The organism is Rossellomorea oryzaecorticis (assembly GCF_045897515.1).
In the GTDB taxonomy this organism is placed as follows: Bacteria; Bacillota; Bacilli; order Bacillales; family Bacillaceae_B; genus Rossellomorea; species Rossellomorea enclensis.
Map to the genome: position 1 here is coordinate 347,838 of NZ_JBJOSA010000001.1, position 16,939 is coordinate 364,776.

The window sequence follows — 16,939 nt, forward strand, 5'->3', positions numbered from 1 at the left end:
GAGCTATCCTTATCACAAGAATAGTCCCTCTTTTAAGGTAATAAAAAAGAAAATGGTTATTATTTTCTTATTGCCCCATGCGGCAATAGTGCGTGCACCCCTTTAACACCATTAACAGTTTGTGTGATGCGCAGATTGACAACTAAGCTTGCTAAAGCCATCGCTTCCTTTCGTTCCATTTCTAACAGCTCCGTCATTAATGAGAGCATCCCATCTAGAGCAATCATCGTCGCTTCATTCAAGTCTTCATGAAAACCCATCGTAACCCAGCCAGTGGGGGTTTTGGCTCTGGGGAAATCAATTTTCACATCATCGCGAACACTAAGCGTCAAACTTACGTGCTCCATGGGGCATTCTAATGCTGGTGAAGCTACTTCTCCATCACCTTGCACCGCGTGTCCGTCACCAACAGAGAATAAACCACCTGAAACTGAAATGGGCAAATAAAGCGTACTCCCTGCAACTAATTCTTTACAATCAATATTTCCACCACAATATCTAGGTGGAGATGTAGAGTGAATTCCTGATTCATCTGGGGGCATCCCCATAATCCCCATAAATGGCGACAAAGTTACTTGGTGACCTTTATTGCTTTGACCAACCATTTGTTCCGTATCCAACTGCCAGTTAAGGTGGTATTCTTCCCCTTCAGCCAGTCCTAATCTATTATTATTTTCAGAAGGGAAACCTCCCGCAGATGTCCACCCCCAGCTCCCAGGGCGTATATCGTTAATTTGTATCTCCAACGCCATCCCTGGTTCAGCACCATTAATTGAGATAGGACCAATCATAGCATGCCCTTGGTCTATCGGATTTTCTCGGGGTTCGAATCGTTTACGCTGACGATCTTTACGATGCGGCTCTAATCCCCATGCTGCTTCAAGTGTTGAAATATGAAGTGTGTCGCCGGACTCAATGGTAATAACCGGTTCAAATTCTTTCGAAAATGAGCCATGTAAGGTAGATCGCTCTGGTTTTATAGTATGAATTTTCATTTCAAATCCACTCCTATTTTAGTGATTTATCATAACCTTCCCCTAAACTTTAATTCTACAGGTTTGAGATGATTGTAATCACCTGAAAGGATTTTTTCGATATCTATTATACTGTCCTGCACGGAGACCCGTTCTCCTTTAATACGTGTGAATTCTTCTGCAACATGAAACGGCTGGCTGAGATAGGCTTCAAGTCTTTCTCCGATAGCGTAAAGCTCAAGATCCGCTTCAGGTATCTTATCTTTACCAAGAGAGTTTAATAGAACCCTGATTTCTTTATAACGTCTTAGCAGTTTTTTCGCTTTGCGATTCACTTTACTGTGACGATCCTCCAGTGAGTCCTCTTCCATCAATAAAGATGTGGACTGGACAGGATGGATAGCTGGATAGATGCCCCGGCTCGCCAAGTCGATATCGAAATAACACATCGTATCAAGCGGGCCGTATGGATCGTCTTCATCCACTGCCGTTCCGCTTGGGTCGAACAGGATGGTCGTGATATCAGGATAACCCTCCGCTTCAAACCGTTCCCGCAGCTGATAAAGATCACCGGAAACCACAAATGAGCGGTCTACCTGCAGAATGACCTTCGCCTTCTCATCCCTCAATGAGACCTCAGCAAATGCATCCTCGATGGAATGCACTTTTGCGTCAATAAACCCTTCAAGATCGCTTAACCCTGTGAATTCTTTATCTGGTGTTAACAGGATGGTCTCAAAACCTTTTTCTTTTAAGTTTTGGGTGATTTCTGCCAATACAACGAGCTGCCCCACCTGTGCCCTCGCAACAAAACCGTTGATTCCGCCTTTTACGATTGGAGCAAATAAATCCACTGTTTTGATTCCCGTTTCAATCATACTTAATTTCCCTCCTTGTATAATCAATTCATCCAGAGAACAATTGGCAAGATTGGCCAGCGTGACCAGAGTTCTCACTTCTGCACGGCCGACGGATATTTTGCCGGTGCAAAGATTTGATACTGTCGCGGGTCTAAGACCCACCGCTTTCGCAGCTGTAGTCAAATTCGGCACTCTGCGGCGAAGCAATGAAACATTCAATGATAATTGATCTTGCATTTGAAATCGCCTCCTTACTTTATAGAGTAATATATATTACGCTGTAAAACAATAATAATTTCCCTTTAAAGTAATTTTTTTACTCTCAAAAGAATTTAAGTTCACGTTATTGCCACAAATATCCTTTTCCACTTTTTCCTGTTCACTGCTGACTCCTCTCTCACTGATCCAGAAGTCCCTTTGGAAAATTAAAAGAAAAACCATTCATGTCCCGGCCCCTTCGTTAATAGATATTAAGGAAGAAGAATTCACACGAACTACTACAATAAAGGATGACTGTCTATGAATAATCTTAAATCGAGCCCCTCTCCCTTTATACGGACCAAACCTTTTTACTGGATTTCGCTTATCCTTTTTATCGGGATATTCTTCTGCATCGCTTATTTCCTGCCGGCAGATAAAGGACAAACCCTTCCTTTCTTTCAAAATGAACAGAGAAAGCCGCTTGTGATTGCACATCAAGGCGGAAAGCTGCTTGCACCCGGTAATACAATAGAAGCATTCCGGAACGCTGAAAAGCTTGGGGTAGATGTACTTGAAATGGATATACATATAACCAAGGACGGGCATCTGGTGACCATCCATGACCCAACTGTCGATGCCACCACCGACGGGCAGGGGCTGGTTGCAGACTATACACTGGAAGAACTGCAGCGTCTGGACGCCGGATATACATTTAAGAATGAAGAAAGAGAACATTCATTTCGAGGTAAAGGCGTCTATATCCCGACCCTTGAAGAAGTATTCCAGCGTTTCCCCGAAATGAAAATGAATATTGAAATTAAAGACGATAATCCTCCTGAAAGAGTGGATGAGATCATCCAAAAGCTAAATGGGCTGATTAAAGAATATGATATGGAAAACAACGTACTAATTGCTTCATTCGACCAAAGCATCGTAGACCGGTTCATTCTTGTATCCGAAGGCAGGATTGCCGTCCAGGCAGGCACACAAGAAGTGAAAAAATTTGTTATTCTGCACAAGCTTTTATTGAGGAATCTCTATAAACCGAAAGTACAAGGGTTTCAGCTGCCGCTGCAAAAAGGGAAAATCGATTTTACAGATCCTGTTCTCATCAACGGAGCTCACCGCTTAAACCTGCGTGTCCATTATTGGACAGTTAATGACCGCCAGACAATGAAACGCCTGATTGACGCCGGCGCTGACGGGATCATAACCGACAGGCCTGACCTGCTTTTGAAACTGCTCGATAACTAAGTAATTGTAATCAAGGAAAAAAGCTTTATTTTCCCTTCGACATTTCACAACAATTTTTGATATTCGTGACAAATCGATTATTATACTTGTACAATAACTTTAAAACCCATTAGTCCTTTGTGCCTATATAAGTATCACCCATAGTCTGTTAGGGTGAAGGTAAGTCAAATCAACGAAAGTAGAATATCGATGACAGTAAATGTGTTTTTAGATGATTACCGACACTGTCCACAAGGTTACGTTCTGGCAAAAGACATCGATGAATGTATAGACCTGCTGAAGAGATTTCCCATCTCTCATCTTTCATTGGATCATGACTTGGAGAGCAAGACGAGAAATGGTCTCATGCTCGTGCATTACATGGTGAAGTATCAATTGTTCGCTGAATCCATCACGATTCACTCGGCAAACTCAGTTGCCGGAAAACAAATGTTCACGTATTTGAAAGAGGCTCAGAATGAAAACTTGATGCCCCGGACGATTCATGTCAAATTACGGCCGTTACCTCTTAGATAATTTCATATAAAGGAACTGTTCATTCCGGACAGTTCTTTTTTGTTTTATGGTTTTTTTCATTTTTTCACTATTTTCTTTATAATAGTAATAGGATTGATTTTTTGAAAGGGTAGTCTTATATGAATTTTCTTAAACGTTTCAGGTTTGCGGGGGGACGGATTGCGAAGACCGGGATTGCGGTTTTTTTGACGGCCTTTGTCTGCGAACTGTTAAACTGGCCCGCTATGTTTGCTGTCATTACGGCCATTGTGACAATCGAGCCGACTGCAGCAGATTCCATAAAAAAAGCGTTTGTCCGATTTCCCGCATCTGCATTGGGTGCGTTATTTGCGGTGATCATTTCCCCGCTTCTCGGAGATCACGCAATCGCGTATGCACTGGTTGCCATCCTGACGATCATAACCTGCCACAAGCTTCGTCTTGATGCCGGGATACTTGTGGCTACTTTGACCGGTATAGCCATGATCCCCACGATTCATGATCATTATGTTGCAACATTCTTTATCAGGCTGGGTACAACCAGTTTGGGACTGATCGTATCCACCCTGGTCAATCTGTGGATCCTTCCGCCTAAATATTCACCGATCATAAGCAGGAATATCCATGACTTATATGTAAAAACGGGGAACTTATTAGAAAGAAGAGTGAACGAAGTTATTAAGGGAAACTCCCTGCACCTGGAAACGAAGATGATCTTCACTGACATCACGCGTGAGATCGATAAAACAAATCTTCTGTGTGAATATGAAAAAGAAGAAATGAAGCTCCACCGTTCCAGCCGGAAAGCACTGCGGAACCATCATTATCATTTCAAGAAGCTCAACCTGTTAAGGCAGATCCATTTTCATATCGGCAATCTCATCTATCTCCCTGTGCATGATAAGTCTTTTACTCCTCAGGAGAAGGATAAGATTCTCCAGGCTGTTCATTCACTCAAGAATATTCTCCATCATCCTTCTTATGACATGGAGGATGGACATTTCCTCTTGATGAAAGAGTTGCTTCAGGAATTCTGGGAGGATCATGAGGAGCTTCACAACCGGACCATGGAATCGATCAGACATTATTTTTCCTGCGAGACAATCTTACTATATGAACTGCTGTCCATCCATGATTTATTGGAGGAGCTGAATGAACTGCATGTATTGGAAAAACAGCATGAAAACGTCTTGGAGAAATCACTGCAAGTATAAAAGGATCGCGTGGAACCATTGTTCCTGCGATCCTTTTATAACGGCTATTATTCTTTTAACGCTTTACCAGCGAGCATGGAGATGACCATGTCATCCATCGGCGGGTTATGGAGACCTGCTCTTACATCCCTGTAGTACCTTTGCATAGGGTTTGATCTGAACAGGCTTCTTGCCCCGACGATCCGCATGGCGGTGTCGACAATCCGGAAAGCACTGTTTGTCACGATATGCTTTACAGAGGCAAGCTCTGCTGCCATCCCGTGCCTCTTATCCGGTTCCTTATCCCACTTATCGGCGACTGAATAAAGAATCTGCCTTGCTTTGAAGAGCTCCAGTTCAATTTCTCCAATTTTCCTTCTGACCTCCGGAACGTCTTTGATCGGACCCGGCAGGCTGTTGGGAGAGTACTCTTTGGCAAAATTGATGGCCTCATTCCTGGCTGCAATCGCGACTCCTATGTAACAGGCCGGGATATGCAGCAGCCATGCTTTCGGCAGCTCCTCCCGGGAATCACGTGCATCACTGTCCCGTTCTACCAGGGCATTCCCTGCAACAGTTACATCCTGAAGGACGAGATCATCACTGCCCGTACCTTTCATAGAGATGGTATCCCAGGTCTCTTCAATCGATACCCCTTCCTGAGTATGATCGATAAGGAAGAATCCTTTCTCACCGGATTCACCGATTCGAGCCGACACCAAAGAATAATCCAGCACCCTGGCCATCGAGGTGAATGTTTTGCGTCCGTTCAATATCCATCCATCTTCGGTTTGGTCCGCCTTTGTTTCAGGAAGGCCTCCCCTGGTCGGGCTTCCGGTTGCCGGCTCCGTTGCCGCCCGGTTTATAAGCGCCTTGTCTTTGACGACTTTTGCACATAGGCTCTTGAACGTTTCTTCCTTCCAGGGACGGTTTTCAGTGAGTTCCATTAACCCGCCGATATGCCAGCCGATTGACAGCGATGTAGCGGCATCCCCTGTGGCCAGCCTTTCCTGAAGCATCACCATTTCATACAAACTGATCTCTTCCCCGCCATATTCCCTCGGCACGCTCAAGGACGCATAACCTGATTTCTTTATATCAGAGAAATTTTCAAATGGGAAAGCCTCTTCCCTGTCAAACCTTTCAGCACGTGCAGAAAATGTATCTGCCAGCTTTCCTGCCATTTCCAGCAGTTTTCGCTGACGATCGTTTTGAAGATATGATTCATATAAATCCACTAAAAATCCTCCTCTGCCGACATTGACTTACTTCTATGATAATCAATCTATTTTAAGTAAACAAAGATTTTGTCCCATTAAACCAATCTGATTAATTATTATTCGTCGTTTCGTGACACCTGCCAGATTTGAAAGCACACAAAAAACCTGCTGCAATGTTGACGATGCAGCAGGTTTTTTCCTGTGTTATGAAGCGTTCTCTTCTTTATCCACCTTGTATTCCTGTTCCCAATACTCAGCGTTCTTGATACCAAGCTTTGTCGAGTTAAAGACCGGATCAAGCCCCTGCTTCTTCTGTGCTTCGTAATCCTTGAGGGTACGAAGAGCAGGCTTTGCAAGAATCAGGATGGCAATCAGGTTGAGCCATACCATGAGGCCAAGCCCGATATCCCCAAGTGCCCATGCAAGCGCCGCTTCTTTTACGGCTCCGTAGAATGTGACTCCAAGCAGGACAAGCTTGAGAATAAAAATGGCCGGCTTGGCGTTTTTGCCTTTTAATAAATACGCCACATTCGTTTCAGCCATATAGTAATATGCCATGATGGTTGTAAAGGCAAAGAAGAATAGTGCGATCGCTACGAAACCTGCACCAAAGCCTGGAATGACCGATTCAATCGCTGCCTGCGTATAAGCAGGACCTGCCTCAACGCCTTCCAGGTTCGTGACAAGCGCAGTCCCGTCAGGTTTTTCTACGTTATAGGCACCTGTAAATAAAATCATGAATGCCGTTGCCGAACAAACTAGAAGCGTATCAATGTAAACGGAAGATGCCTGCACCAAACCTTGTTTGGCCGGGTGGGATACTTCAGCTGCTGCTGCATGGTGAGGTCCAGTACCCTGACCTGCTTCGTTGGAGTAGACTCCTCGTTTTACTCCCCAGGCAATCGCGCTTCCGATGATTCCTCCGAATGCTGCGTCTGCACCGAATGCACTTTTGAAAATAAGTGAAATGACACCAGGAATCTCTCCAATGTTCATCCCCACAATCACAAGAGCCAGAAGGATATAAGCAACAGCCATGAATGGCACGACGTAGGAAGCTACACCTGCAATACGCTTAACTCCCCCGAAGATGATCACGGCAAGAAGGATGACTAATCCGATTCCTGTCACGGACGTATTAACTCCAAACGCATTATCAAGTCCCTGTGCAATGGAGTTTGATTGGATCCCCGGCATCAATACCCCAATCGCAAGGAGTGTAGCCAGTGAAAATAGTACTGCATACCACTTCACGCCGATCCCTTTTTCAATATAATACGCCGGTCCCCCGCGGTATTCCCCATCCTGTTTTACTTTATAGATCTGTGCCAGTGTCGATTCGATGAAGGCGCTGCTCGCCCCGATGAAAGCGATGGCCCACATCCAGAAGACCGCACCCGGTCCGCCGAATGCGATGGCGGTTGCCGTACCCGCGATATTCCCTGTCCCTACACGCCCTGACAAGGATAGTGCCAGAGACTGGAATGAGGATACCCCGGATTTCGAGCTGCTCCCTTTAAACATTTGAACCACCATGTCCTTAATGAGACGCACCTGCAAAAACCTTGTTAAGATAGAAAATAAAAGACCTACACCTAAACAAAAGTAAATCATCACGGGTGACCAAAGAATACCCACCAATTTGCCTACAATTTCTTCCACAGTGTTTCCCCCTTTTCTCCCAAAAATTATCTAACTATTAAGAATTATATTTTATTTGACACAAATTAGACAATCTTTTTTTCTCCGTAAAAAAGCCGTTATACTCCAAAACCCTTTCATAGCAGTACCCGGCCTGTATAAAAAAATTTTTTGGGCACCCTAATGTCAAAAGGAGGTTATATCATGTCGAGAAGAAAACTTTTAGTGCCAGAAGCCCGGCTGGCAATGGATCAGCTGAAAGCAAAGGTTTCAGGTGTAAGCGACCCGAAGGAAGCGAAGTTTGAAGCTGCCAGGGAGCAGGGAATCCCTCTGGATAACGGCTACAACGGGAAACTGACTTCCGAACAGGCTGGGAAGATCGGCGGCCGGATGGGCGGGAATATGGTCAAGGAGTTAGTGAGGATGGCTCAGGAAAATTTAAATAAGAAATGAAGGGTGCTTAAGCATGTACAGGTCGAAGCAGCAGTGCTGCCTGCACATATAATCCATGAAAAAGGACTGAATTCAATTTACGAATTCAGTCCTTTTTCCCTTCCCCATATCCAAATACATGTTTAAGTGAATCAGAATCTTCTTCAGCAGTGTGGCCGATAACCGAAAATCCTCCATCACTTTCCAAAATGACTATATTAACGTCTTGCAGGGATGCGTAACCGGCATTTCGCACCACCTGAAGGACTTCCCTCTTTGTAATGCGTTCCTTTCTGAGAACTCTCTCATGAAACTGATCCTTGTAATAAAGAAGCGCCGGCGATGATTTAAGGAGGGTGCTGAACGTTTCAGAGCGGGAAGACATCCAGGTACCGATAAACTGTAAAGTAATTAACAGTACTATGGCGGCCACACCTTCTATCAAGGGCACTTTCTTATTCAAAAGGATCTGTGACAGGATTGCCCCGATCGAAACGGTTACCACCAGGTCATAGGCATTTAATTTAGACAGCGTCCTTTTTCCCGATAACCTCAACAATGCGACCAGTGAGATATATGCGAGGATCCCGACGACCAGGATACGGTAAATGCCATATAGACTGCCAATAAGCATCTTATGCCTCCTTTATCATTTCTTGCTGGTTAAGATTTTCTTCAGCTCATCCAGGTCTTCATATACTTTTTCAAGCAGGGACCGATTATAAAAGATGGACGCTGGATGAAAGGTCGGAAATATTGAATATTCCTCTTCGCTGAGAGTCCATTCGTTTGTATTCATATCTTTTAGCCTGCGGACCGGCGCCTGAATCAGTCTCCCATGGACTTCCGAGATTTTATAGTTCTTACCAAGCAGCCTCTGCAGGCCGATGTTGCCGAGGGTTACAATCTGCTTCGGCTTTACATGGCGGATTTCATAATCGACAATCGGCGCATGGGCAAGCTGTTCCTTCATATTCGGTGCCCGGTTGTATTTCTTTTCGATGATTTCACCATCCGGGCCCTCTTTGTGTACGATTTTAAAAGGTCTGCTCCTCACTGTAGAAGTAAAATAAATATCATCCCGCGAAACACCCAGGTATTCAAAAAATTCGTTCAGGACCTTCCCCGCCCTGCCGCTGAAAGGAATTCCATTATGAATTTCCGTTTCTCCAGGGGCTTCCCCCACGATCATGATTTCTGGATTCTCAGGACCGCGGCCATAAACAAACCCTTCACAATTGTATTGCTCCATTCTTTTTTTGCATTGTTCAACCAAATCTTTCGGCAGCACTTCCATCATCCTTTTCATCGGCCGCCCCTCCGCCTGCGGAACGCTCTGGCGGAAACGGCCGCATCTCTGTTAGTTTCTTTATACCCAACCGGCCTCCCGCTTTACACATCCATATGTTTATTTCTTCTTTTGTTAAGGAATAGTATGGATATACCAGAACAAGGAGATGGCATTGATGAATCAAACTGAGCTTAAACAGCAGATAACGAAAGTCCTTGAGGAAAGCAAGGTGGGGACGCTGGCAACGGTAAAAGGCAGGAAACCCCATTCACGCTATATGACTTTTTTCAATGATGATCTGACTCTTTATACACCAACAAGCAAAGAAACACATAAAACGGAAGAAATTGAGGAGAACCCGAATGTCCATATCCTCCTCGGGTATGAAGGCGAAGGATACGGGGATACTTTTGTTGAAATTCAGGGAAAGGCATCGATCGAAGAGTCCCGGGAATATAAGGAGAAGCTTTGGAATGAGCATATGGAAAAGTGGTTCGACGGCAAGGATGATCCCAATTATATCGTGTTGAAAATCACTCCTGATACCATCCGATTGATGAATGATGATGAAGGGTCGCCGCACACACTTGAATTATAATGTTGACAAGTAGTCAAATGCATGATATATTTAATCATTGTTAACTTGTGACATAATTAAAACGACTAGAGCAGATAATCTGTAATTCTATTCGGTTTTGATATGTACTTATTCACACTGGATCGGCTTCGGAGCCGTAAGGATGTAAGAGAGGTAGGGCTTACGTCGTTTAGGTTCATCAAACGACTCAAGGAATTGCCCGCGGCTGTTTATTATCTGAATACGTTTAAAGGAAATAAATATATTACTTGTGATGTTGCAAGTTACAGAACATGCCTTTCCGATTAAGGCATGATGGAGGGAGCACTGACAGGAAGTTCAGTCCCTCACCAATTTTAAAAGCCCTCAGGAAGCGCCGACGCTTACTGGGGGCTTTGTCCATTTTAAGGCCCGTCCTGACTGAGGGATGGGCCTTTTCTTATTAACTCGTCTCTTTCAACTGACTGTGATAGAGGCCGTGGTAAAAGCCTTTTTGCGCCAGGAGCTCTTCATGGGTTCCTTTTTCGATGATCCGCCCCTGGTCGAGGACGAGTATCTGGTCGGCCTGGCGGATCGTGTTCAGCCTGTGGGCGACCACGACTGATGTACGGTCCTTCATCAGGTTTTTCAGCGCATCCTGGATCTTCAGCTCCGTAATGGTATCGATGCTTGAGGTGGCTTCATCAAGTATGAGGATCGATGGATCTGACAGGATTGCCCGTGCAATCGACAACAGCTGCTTCTGTCCCTGGCTTATGCCGCTTCCGTCGTTCCTGAGAACCGTGTTATATCCTTTCGGCATCTTCTCGATGAAGGAATGCGCATTTGCCAATTTCGCAGCCTCCACCACTTCCGCGTCAGATGCGTGAAGCCTTCCGTAGCGGATGTTTTCCATGATCGTCCCCTGGAAGAGGAAGCTGTCCTGAAGCACAAATCCAAGCTGCCTTCGAAGACTTTTACGAGTGAGCGTCTCGATATCCCGGCCGTCAATCAGGATCCTGCCTTGATTATGATCATAAAATCGGGATAACAAGTTTGTGATCGTCGTCTTCCCGGCGCCGGTCGGTCCGACGAGGGCCACCGTTTCACCCGGGTTGATGGAAAACGTAACATCCTGAAGGGTCGAATCATCCTGTCCATAAGAAAAATGAACGTGATGGAACTCAATTTTCCCATGGAGTGAATGTATTTCTTCCGCATTCTCTTCATCCCTTGCTTCTTCTTCTTCATCAATGATTTGAAAAACACGCTCAGCTCCTGCAATGGCTGATAACAATGTGTTGTATTGATTGGCGAGTTCATTGAGCGGACGGGTGAACTGCCTTGCATATTCAGCAAAAATCACAATCACACCGATCGTGACCATGCCATTCAGCGCAAAGATCCCCCCGACGCCGGCTATGACGGCAAAGCTCAGGTTGTTCAGCATATTCATCAATTTCGGGATGAAACCTGAATATGTATCTGCCCAATATGCTGCTGTCCGGAGTTTTTTGTTTTTCCCTTGGAATTCATCAATCGCGGTCTCTTCCCGCGAAAACGTCTTAATGATGCTGTGTCCCGAAATCGTTTCTTCAATATACCCATTCAGCTCACCGATATTGTGCTGGTATTGCCTGAACAGCGGCCCTGTCCTCTTCGTGATCCATTTCATCCCGAGTACCATGAGAGGGACGATCGTGAGCGTGATCAGCGTCAAGAGGGGACTCAGCCACAGCATGACTACTGCGGTTCCTGCCAGTGTCAGCACACTGGAAATGATCTGGATGAAGGAACTATTCAATGTATTACTGACATTATCAATATCATTCGTGACCCTGCTCATGAGCTCCCCGTGCTTTCTTTTATCAAAAAAAGGGATCGACAGCAGATGCAGCCGGTGGAACAAATCCTTCCTCAACCGGTAGACAGTGTCCTGGGCCACACCGATCATCCAGTAGTTCTGGAACCAGACAGATGCCGAGTGAAGGATATAGACGATCACCAGGCCTGCAAGAAGGGTGATGATCCCAGAGGCATCTTTCGTGACGATGAAATCATCGATGGCCCTGCCCACTAAAAACGGACCCAGAAGGGAGGCTGCAGAACTGATGATGACCATCAGGATGACGAGATAAAGGAGGCCTTTCATCTTTGAGAGATAAACCCATAATCTTTGCAGCGTCCCTTTCGTATCCCTTGCTTTGTCATCCTTGCCGAGCTTTTTTCTCATATGCCTGGACATGGTGCACCTCCCCGAACTGAGATTGATAAATCCGTTGATAGAGTTCCGATTCTTTCAGAAGGGTTTCATGGGATCCGTTCCCGATGACCACTCCGTCTTCAAGAAGAAGGATGGAATCCGACTCCATCGCCGTGCTGATTTTCTGTGTGATGATGATCGTGGTGCAATCATATTTCTTGATCGCTTCCTGCAGTTTCGCTTCCGTCTTCAAATCGAGTGCACTCGTACTGTCATCCAGCAGGAGGATTTTCGGTCTTCTGATCAGCGCCCTCGCAATCGACAGCCTCTGCTTCTGACCTCCCGAAAGATTCACTCCCTTCTGCCCCAGTTCCGTTTCATACCCATCCTTCAGATTCACTATCGTATCATGGATCTGTGCATCCTTGGCAGCCTCGATCATTTCTTCATCAGACGCATGCTCTTTTCCCCATAAAAGATTTTCCCTCACCGAACCGGAAAAGAGGACCGCTTCCTGAGGAACATACCCGATGCTTTTTCTCAGATTTTCCAACGTAAACGCTCGCAGCGGATGGCCGTCTACCTTAATTTCACCTTCCGTCGTGTCATACATTCTCGGGAGCAGCTGAAACAGAGTCGACTTTCCTGAACCGGTCGCCCCCAGCACGGATACGGTCGCCCCTGCTGCGGCATGAAATGAGACATCCTGGAGGACAAGCCCCCTCGTTTCAGGATATTGAAAGGAAACTCCATCGAACACAACATCCCCGCGGGTGACTTTATTTTCAATTCTCGCTTCTTGTCCGTCCCTTAAATCAACTTCTGTATTCAGCACTTCTTCCACCCGGTCCGCAGAAGCACGTGCCCGCGAGAAACTCGTGATGATAAATGAAAAGATGGAAAATACGGAAGAAATCCTCGTCGCATATGTAACGATTGCCACGACCTCGCCCACCTGCGCGCTGCCGGTATTCACCGCCGTCCCCCCCGACCAGAGGATGACCAGGATGGCGCCGTTCATCACCAGCATCAACAAGGGCATGATGATTTCCATGAACCTTAGGGCGCTCACAGTCCTGTCTTTTAAATCTTCATTGGCGCCGTGGAATCGTTTTTCCTCATGCTCTCCCCTTGTATAGGCTTTGATGAGCCTGATGCCGGACAAATTTTCCTTCATCACTTCATTTACCCGGTCAAGCCGCTTTTGTACCTTTTCAAATAAACTCCACCCTCTCTTAAGGACCCACAATAAGAACAGCCACAGGACAGGGATCACGATGAGCAGAATGACGGCCAGCTTCACGTTTACAATCAAAGCCATGATTGTTGATCCGACGACAAGCAGCGGTGCCCTGAGCATGATTCGTAAACTCATAAAAATCGTATTCTGGAGCTGCCTCACATCATTTGTCAGCCGCGTGATGAGCGATGATGCAGGCAGCCGGTTGAAACTCGCAAACGAAAACGATTGTATTTTCTTATATAAACTTTCACGCACATCATATCCGAAGCCCTGGCTCGTATGGGCAGCAAAGAAGGAATTCGTCACTCCGGAGAGAAATGAAAGAAATGACATTCCGACCATGATCCCGCCCCATAAGAGCACCACATCCATATCCTCCTTCAAGATTCCCTGATCAATGATCTTCGCCATGAATAATGGATTCAAAAGCTCAACAGCGAGCTCTACAAGCATCAATGTCCAAGCAATCCCCATCGCCCACCGATAGGGCTTCAAAAAACCGATTATCCTCAATTTCACACACCCCTCACGCTCTCGTTCTTATCATATGTATATATGTACCATGATATCGCTTTTTAATGTTGGTGGGTAGTTTGGTGACTTCAATAATAGGTTCACAAGCCCCCCCTCTTCCCATATGACACAGAGGAAAGGTTTCACGTGAAACTTTTTCTGAACTTTCAAGTGTAGAACCTGCTGTATAAGGAAAGTGGCCGGGACCAAGGTATTTGAATCAAAGTAAAACCCGAACTAATTTGCACACGATGAGGCAAATCAGTTCGGGTTTATAATTGTTCACATTACATTTAGCTTTTCCAGCCTATCTAGCGGTTGATTGGAGTGCAAGGCGAAGACTCATGCGGGAAGAGTAGCTTATAAGAAAAGCGGAAGGGCTTTGTTCAGAGGCGTGTGGCATAAGACGAATCGGCCACGAAGGCGTTCTTTGCCTTCTTGGCCGGTTTGACTTATGACATGTGCCTCTAAGCCCTGCAGCTGGACAGGTGAGACCCCGCAGGAGCGCAGCGACGAGGAGGCTCACGTGCTACCCGCGGAAAGCGAAGTCTTGCACGGAAATCATTAGCGGTATAAAAAAACCTATACTGATATTGTTCGTCTTTATATTGTAGCTTTTTAGTTTAGTCCCTTCCCCCCGGCTTACTCGATCATCAGCGAGCTTTCTTTTTTAAAATCACCCAGCGAGTACGCGTCAATCTTTTGATTGGATAAAGTATACACATGATCGTCGATATAGAGAAGGCGCTGGACATTATTCTCCCAGCTTTCATAGATATCCTTCTGCCTACCTTCTTCCGCAGTCAGCACTGCCTTTCGTTCAATACCGTTTTCCGGCGTGATTTCATATAGCAGCGCACCCTGGTAATCAAATACCTGCTCATATTCGCTTCCTTCTTTGTCATGATAGACAGAGACAGGAAATCCGTATAAATTCCTTATAGGCTCACGAAAGAGCGCTTTATGATCCTCCAAGAGGGGTGAATGGGTGCCTGCACCCCCGATGATCTCTGTGTCAGCTTCCTTGGGATTATTGAAATCCGTAATATCAAACAATGAGATTTTCATACCGTTCCGTGTGATCCGGGGCTCACCGTTAAATGATTTACCATCATCCATGATCTTGGTATCGAACCCGAAACCGATCAAATGATTTTCTCCGATTGGATGGAGATACGTACTGAAACCGGGAATCTTCAATTCCCCTAGTACCTTTGGCTGCTCAGGATCAGCCGTGTCGATGACAAACAACGGATCCACCTGCTTGAATGTGACGATATACGCCTTATCCCCCATGAATCTTACAGAATAAATCCGCTCACCCTTCGCTAGATCGGTGACTTCACCCGTTTTCTTCATGTTTCCGTCCATAATGTAAAGGGCATTCGAAGAAGGCCGGTCGTCGTTCCATACCTCTCCATCCGTTGTGGCAATCCTGAAATACCCTTCATGTTCATCCATGGAGAACTGATTCAGAATTCTTCCCGGCACATTTCCGGAAGCTTTAAATGTTACATTTGAATTTTTCACGGCAAATTTATATACTTCCGTACTTGATACGTCCCATTTGTCCGGATCCCCAACCTTTTCAACGGCAATATAAAGATTTTCTTTTGACATATACATCCCGTTTCCGCTTCCCAGATATGTCTGGACGTTGAATTCTCCTTTCGGATCAGCAATGTTGAGAGATGCAATCATTGTATAGTTCGGCTGCATCGACTGCGGGAAGTATTTGATCCGGCTGAGTGGAATGGGTGTAAGTTTTTCACCGGATTCACTATCCATCACCCTCGGTCTCAAATCGATATCTGAATTCTTGTCGGCCATCCAATAATCGGGATATAAATTGGCAATAAAATAAATGTTCTCTCCTATTTTCCTGGACGTCATATAATGCCCTTCCACTTCTACCTTCCGTTCAAATACCGGCTTATCTTTATCTGAGATATCATAAACCATCGCAAATGCTGAGCCTTGTACCGGGCGGCGGATGATGTCTTCAGCTGCTTTGGGCTCAACGTAATGAGTCCAGCTGTCACCAATCACCACCACCTTGTCCCTGTCCAGGAATAAATGCCGGGGATTGATATTTTCTTTGAAGGGCACTTTAGAGACAACCTCCATGCTGTCAGCCGGAACTGCCTTAGAGATGACAAGTTCCCCGTTTTTCACCTGATAGATATATGTCCCATCTGTTTTGACGATATCCCCTTCATCCACACCCTGAACCTGGTTATTCGTTTCCGAGTGGGCTGATCCGGAACTTTCCCCGGATGCCGCCTTGTCTTCAGATGATTCGGTCCTGCTGTTGCGGAAAAGGCTGAACTCTGCTTTTTGCTGTGCTTTTTGTCTTTTTACGATGGTTTTAAAATAATTGGTTAATTCTTTGGTTGAATCGAATGCAGGCAGGGTTTCCGTAACGGCAAAGGTCAAATTCGTGTCTCCACTGTAGGAAAATCCCATTTTCGTCTTGAGGCCGGAGGTGACTGAAAGAGTGAAATGGCGGGGCTCATCCGGATAACCGCCGGCCGGGGGCTCGATATATAGAGTTTTAAGATCATCGTCGAGTTTGAATGAAACGTTGACTTTACGGCCATCGGAATCCTTGACTGAAATATTTTTCGAATTGACGGTACTTTTCCTGACCGGGGCCGAGAACTGAAGGCTCCACGGATTTCCCTCCATCACCATCAGCTTTCCATCAATACTTCCCTCTGCCATGACCGATGGCTTTTGCAGATAAATATAAAGTCCAGAAGCAGCACACAACACGATTCCCGCAAGGATTAAGAGATAGAAATAGGGTTTCTTCATATGGTTGACCCACCTTTATGTTCTATTTTCACATTAGACGGATAAG

14 protein-coding genes are annotated in these 16,939 nt (G+C 45.6%); 5 read left to right on the forward strand and 9 right to left on the reverse strand.

Annotated elements, in window-relative coordinates; translation table 11 throughout:
• Positions 1-59: 59 nt before the first annotated feature.
• Entirely contained in the window at positions 60-995 is a 936-nt protein-coding gene (locus ACKA06_RS01710) for an acetamidase/formamidase family protein (RefSeq protein ID WP_411158908.1), read from the reverse strand.
• 29 nt (positions 996-1,024) lie between these two features.
• Positions 1,025-2,071, reverse strand: a complete 1,047-nt coding sequence (locus ACKA06_RS01715) for an ATP synthase beta subunit C-terminal domain-containing protein (protein WP_411158909.1) — start codon at positions 2,069-2,071, stop codon at positions 1,025-1,027.
• A 282-nt stretch (positions 2,072-2,353) separates the two neighbouring features.
• On the opposite strand from ACKA06_RS01715, the gene ACKA06_RS01720 reads away from it, so the two are divergent.
• The 3 genes from ACKA06_RS01720 (at position 2,354) to ACKA06_RS01730 (ending at position 4,998) form a co-directional block, all read left to right on the forward strand.
• Positions 2,354-3,289 carry a glycerophosphodiester phosphodiesterase gene (locus ACKA06_RS01720; RefSeq protein ID WP_411158910.1) on the forward strand — a complete coding sequence of 312 codons (936 nt, stop codon included), beginning with the start codon at positions 2,354-2,356 and terminating at the stop codon, positions 3,287-3,289.
• A 189-nt stretch (positions 3,290-3,478) separates the two neighbouring features.
• Positions 3,479-3,805: a cyclic-phosphate processing receiver domain-containing protein gene (locus ACKA06_RS01725; RefSeq protein ID WP_411158911.1), complete on the forward strand. Its 327-nt coding sequence runs from the start codon at positions 3,479-3,481 to the stop codon at positions 3,803-3,805.
• A gap of 119 nt (positions 3,806-3,924) precedes the next feature.
• Complete coding sequence (locus ACKA06_RS01730) at positions 3,925-4,998, forward strand: aromatic acid exporter family protein (protein ID WP_411158912.1); 1,074 nt, start codon at positions 3,925-3,927, stop codon at positions 4,996-4,998.
• Between the two features lie 47 nt (positions 4,999-5,045).
• Here the strand turns inward: ACKA06_RS01730 and ACKA06_RS01735 are convergent, their stop codons facing one another.
• A complete protein-coding gene (locus tag ACKA06_RS01735) occupies positions 5,046-6,215 on the reverse strand; it encodes an acyl-CoA dehydrogenase family protein (protein WP_411158913.1) in 1,170 nt (389 codons plus the stop codon).
• A gap of 186 nt (positions 6,216-6,401) precedes the next feature.
• A complete protein-coding gene (locus ACKA06_RS01740; protein WP_232353907.1) occupies positions 6,402-7,811 on the reverse strand; it encodes an alanine/glycine:cation symporter family protein in 1,410 nt (469 codons plus the stop codon).
• Positions 7,812-8,042: 231 nt separating this feature from the next.
• Here ACKA06_RS01740 and ACKA06_RS01745 point away from each other — a divergent pair, with 231 nt between their 5' ends.
• Positions 8,043-8,291: an alpha/beta-type small acid-soluble spore protein gene (locus ACKA06_RS01745; RefSeq protein ID WP_032085505.1), complete on the forward strand. Its 249-nt coding sequence runs from the start codon at positions 8,043-8,045 to the stop codon at positions 8,289-8,291.
• A gap of 85 nt (positions 8,292-8,376) precedes the next feature.
• Here the strand turns inward: ACKA06_RS01745 and ACKA06_RS01750 are convergent, their stop codons facing one another.
• Together ACKA06_RS01750 and ACKA06_RS01755 are read right to left on the reverse strand one after the other, a co-directional pair.
• Positions 8,377-8,904, reverse strand: a complete 528-nt coding sequence (locus ACKA06_RS01750; protein WP_032085504.1) for a DUF421 domain-containing protein — start codon at positions 8,902-8,904, stop codon at positions 8,377-8,379.
• A gap of 15 nt (positions 8,905-8,919) precedes the next feature.
• The gene (locus ACKA06_RS01755) at positions 8,920-9,570 is read right to left on the reverse strand and encodes a uracil-DNA glycosylase (protein WP_411158956.1); all 651 of its coding nucleotides are present in this window, start codon (positions 9,568-9,570) and stop codon (positions 8,920-8,922) included.
• 166 nt (positions 9,571-9,736) lie between these two features.
• Between ACKA06_RS01755 and ACKA06_RS01760 the strand changes: the two genes are divergently transcribed.
• Positions 9,737-10,159 carry a pyridoxamine 5'-phosphate oxidase family protein gene (locus ACKA06_RS01760; RefSeq protein ID WP_411158914.1) on the forward strand — a complete coding sequence of 141 codons (423 nt, stop codon included), beginning with the start codon at positions 9,737-9,739 and terminating at the stop codon, positions 10,157-10,159.
• Between the two features lie 421 nt (positions 10,160-10,580).
• Here the strand turns inward: ACKA06_RS01760 and ACKA06_RS01765 are convergent, their stop codons facing one another.
• From ACKA06_RS01765 to ACKA06_RS01775, 3 genes are all read right to left on the reverse strand, one after another.
• A complete protein-coding gene (locus tag ACKA06_RS01765) occupies positions 10,581-12,362 on the reverse strand; it encodes an ABC transporter ATP-binding protein (RefSeq protein WP_411158915.1) in 1,782 nt (593 codons plus the stop codon).
• Complete coding sequence (locus ACKA06_RS01770) at positions 12,325-14,037, reverse strand: ABC transporter ATP-binding protein (protein ID WP_052011267.1); 1,713 nt, start codon at positions 14,035-14,037, stop codon at positions 12,325-12,327. Before ACKA06_RS01770 ends, ACKA06_RS01765 begins: the two co-directional genes overlap by 38 nt.
• A gap of 681 nt (positions 14,038-14,718) precedes the next feature.
• Positions 14,719-16,893, reverse strand: a complete 2,175-nt coding sequence (locus ACKA06_RS01775) for a beta-propeller domain-containing protein (RefSeq protein WP_411158916.1) — start codon at positions 16,891-16,893, stop codon at positions 14,719-14,721.
• Positions 16,894-16,939: the final 46 nt, after the last annotated feature.

Excerpts from the sequence above, each read along its gene's own strand:
- ACKA06_RS01710 (WP_411158908.1), bottom strand. The coding sequence starts at position 995 with ATGAAAATTCATACTATAAAACCAGAGCGATCTACCTTACATGGCTCA.
- ACKA06_RS01715 (WP_411158909.1), bottom strand. The coding sequence starts at position 2,071 with ATGCAAGATCAATTATCATTGAATGTTTCATTGCTTCGCCGCAGAGTG.
- ACKA06_RS01720 (WP_411158910.1), top strand. The coding sequence starts at position 2,354 with ATGAATAATCTTAAATCGAGCCCCTCTCCCTTTATACGGACCAAACCT.
- ACKA06_RS01725 (WP_411158911.1), top strand. The coding sequence starts at position 3,479 with ATGACAGTAAATGTGTTTTTAGATGATTACCGACACTGTCCACAAGGT.
- ACKA06_RS01730 (WP_411158912.1), top strand. The coding sequence starts at position 3,925 with ATGAATTTTCTTAAACGTTTCAGGTTTGCGGGGGGACGGATTGCGAAG.
- ACKA06_RS01740 (WP_232353907.1), bottom strand. The coding sequence starts at position 7,811 with ATGATTTACTTTTGTTTAGGTGTAGGTCTTTTATTTTCTATCTTAACA.
- ACKA06_RS01745 (WP_032085505.1), top strand. The coding sequence starts at position 8,043 with ATGTCGAGAAGAAAACTTTTAGTGCCAGAAGCCCGGCTGGCAATGGAT.
- ACKA06_RS01750 (WP_032085504.1), bottom strand. The coding sequence starts at position 8,904 with ATGCTTATTGGCAGTCTATATGGCATTTACCGTATCCTGGTCGTCGGG.
- ACKA06_RS01755 (WP_411158956.1), bottom strand. The coding sequence starts at position 9,570 with ATGATGGAAGTGCTGCCGAAAGATTTGGTTGAACAATGCAAAAAAAGA.
- ACKA06_RS01760 (WP_411158914.1), top strand. The coding sequence starts at position 9,737 with ATGAATCAAACTGAGCTTAAACAGCAGATAACGAAAGTCCTTGAGGAA.
- ACKA06_RS01765 (WP_411158915.1), bottom strand. The coding sequence starts at position 12,362 with ATGTCCAGGCATATGAGAAAAAAGCTCGGCAAGGATGACAAAGCAAGG.
- ACKA06_RS01770 (WP_052011267.1), bottom strand. The coding sequence starts at position 14,037 with ATGGGGATTGCTTGGACATTGATGCTTGTAGAGCTCGCTGTTGAGCTT.
- ACKA06_RS01775 (WP_411158916.1), bottom strand. The coding sequence starts at position 16,893 with ATGAAGAAACCCTATTTCTATCTCTTAATCCTTGCGGGAATCGTGTTG.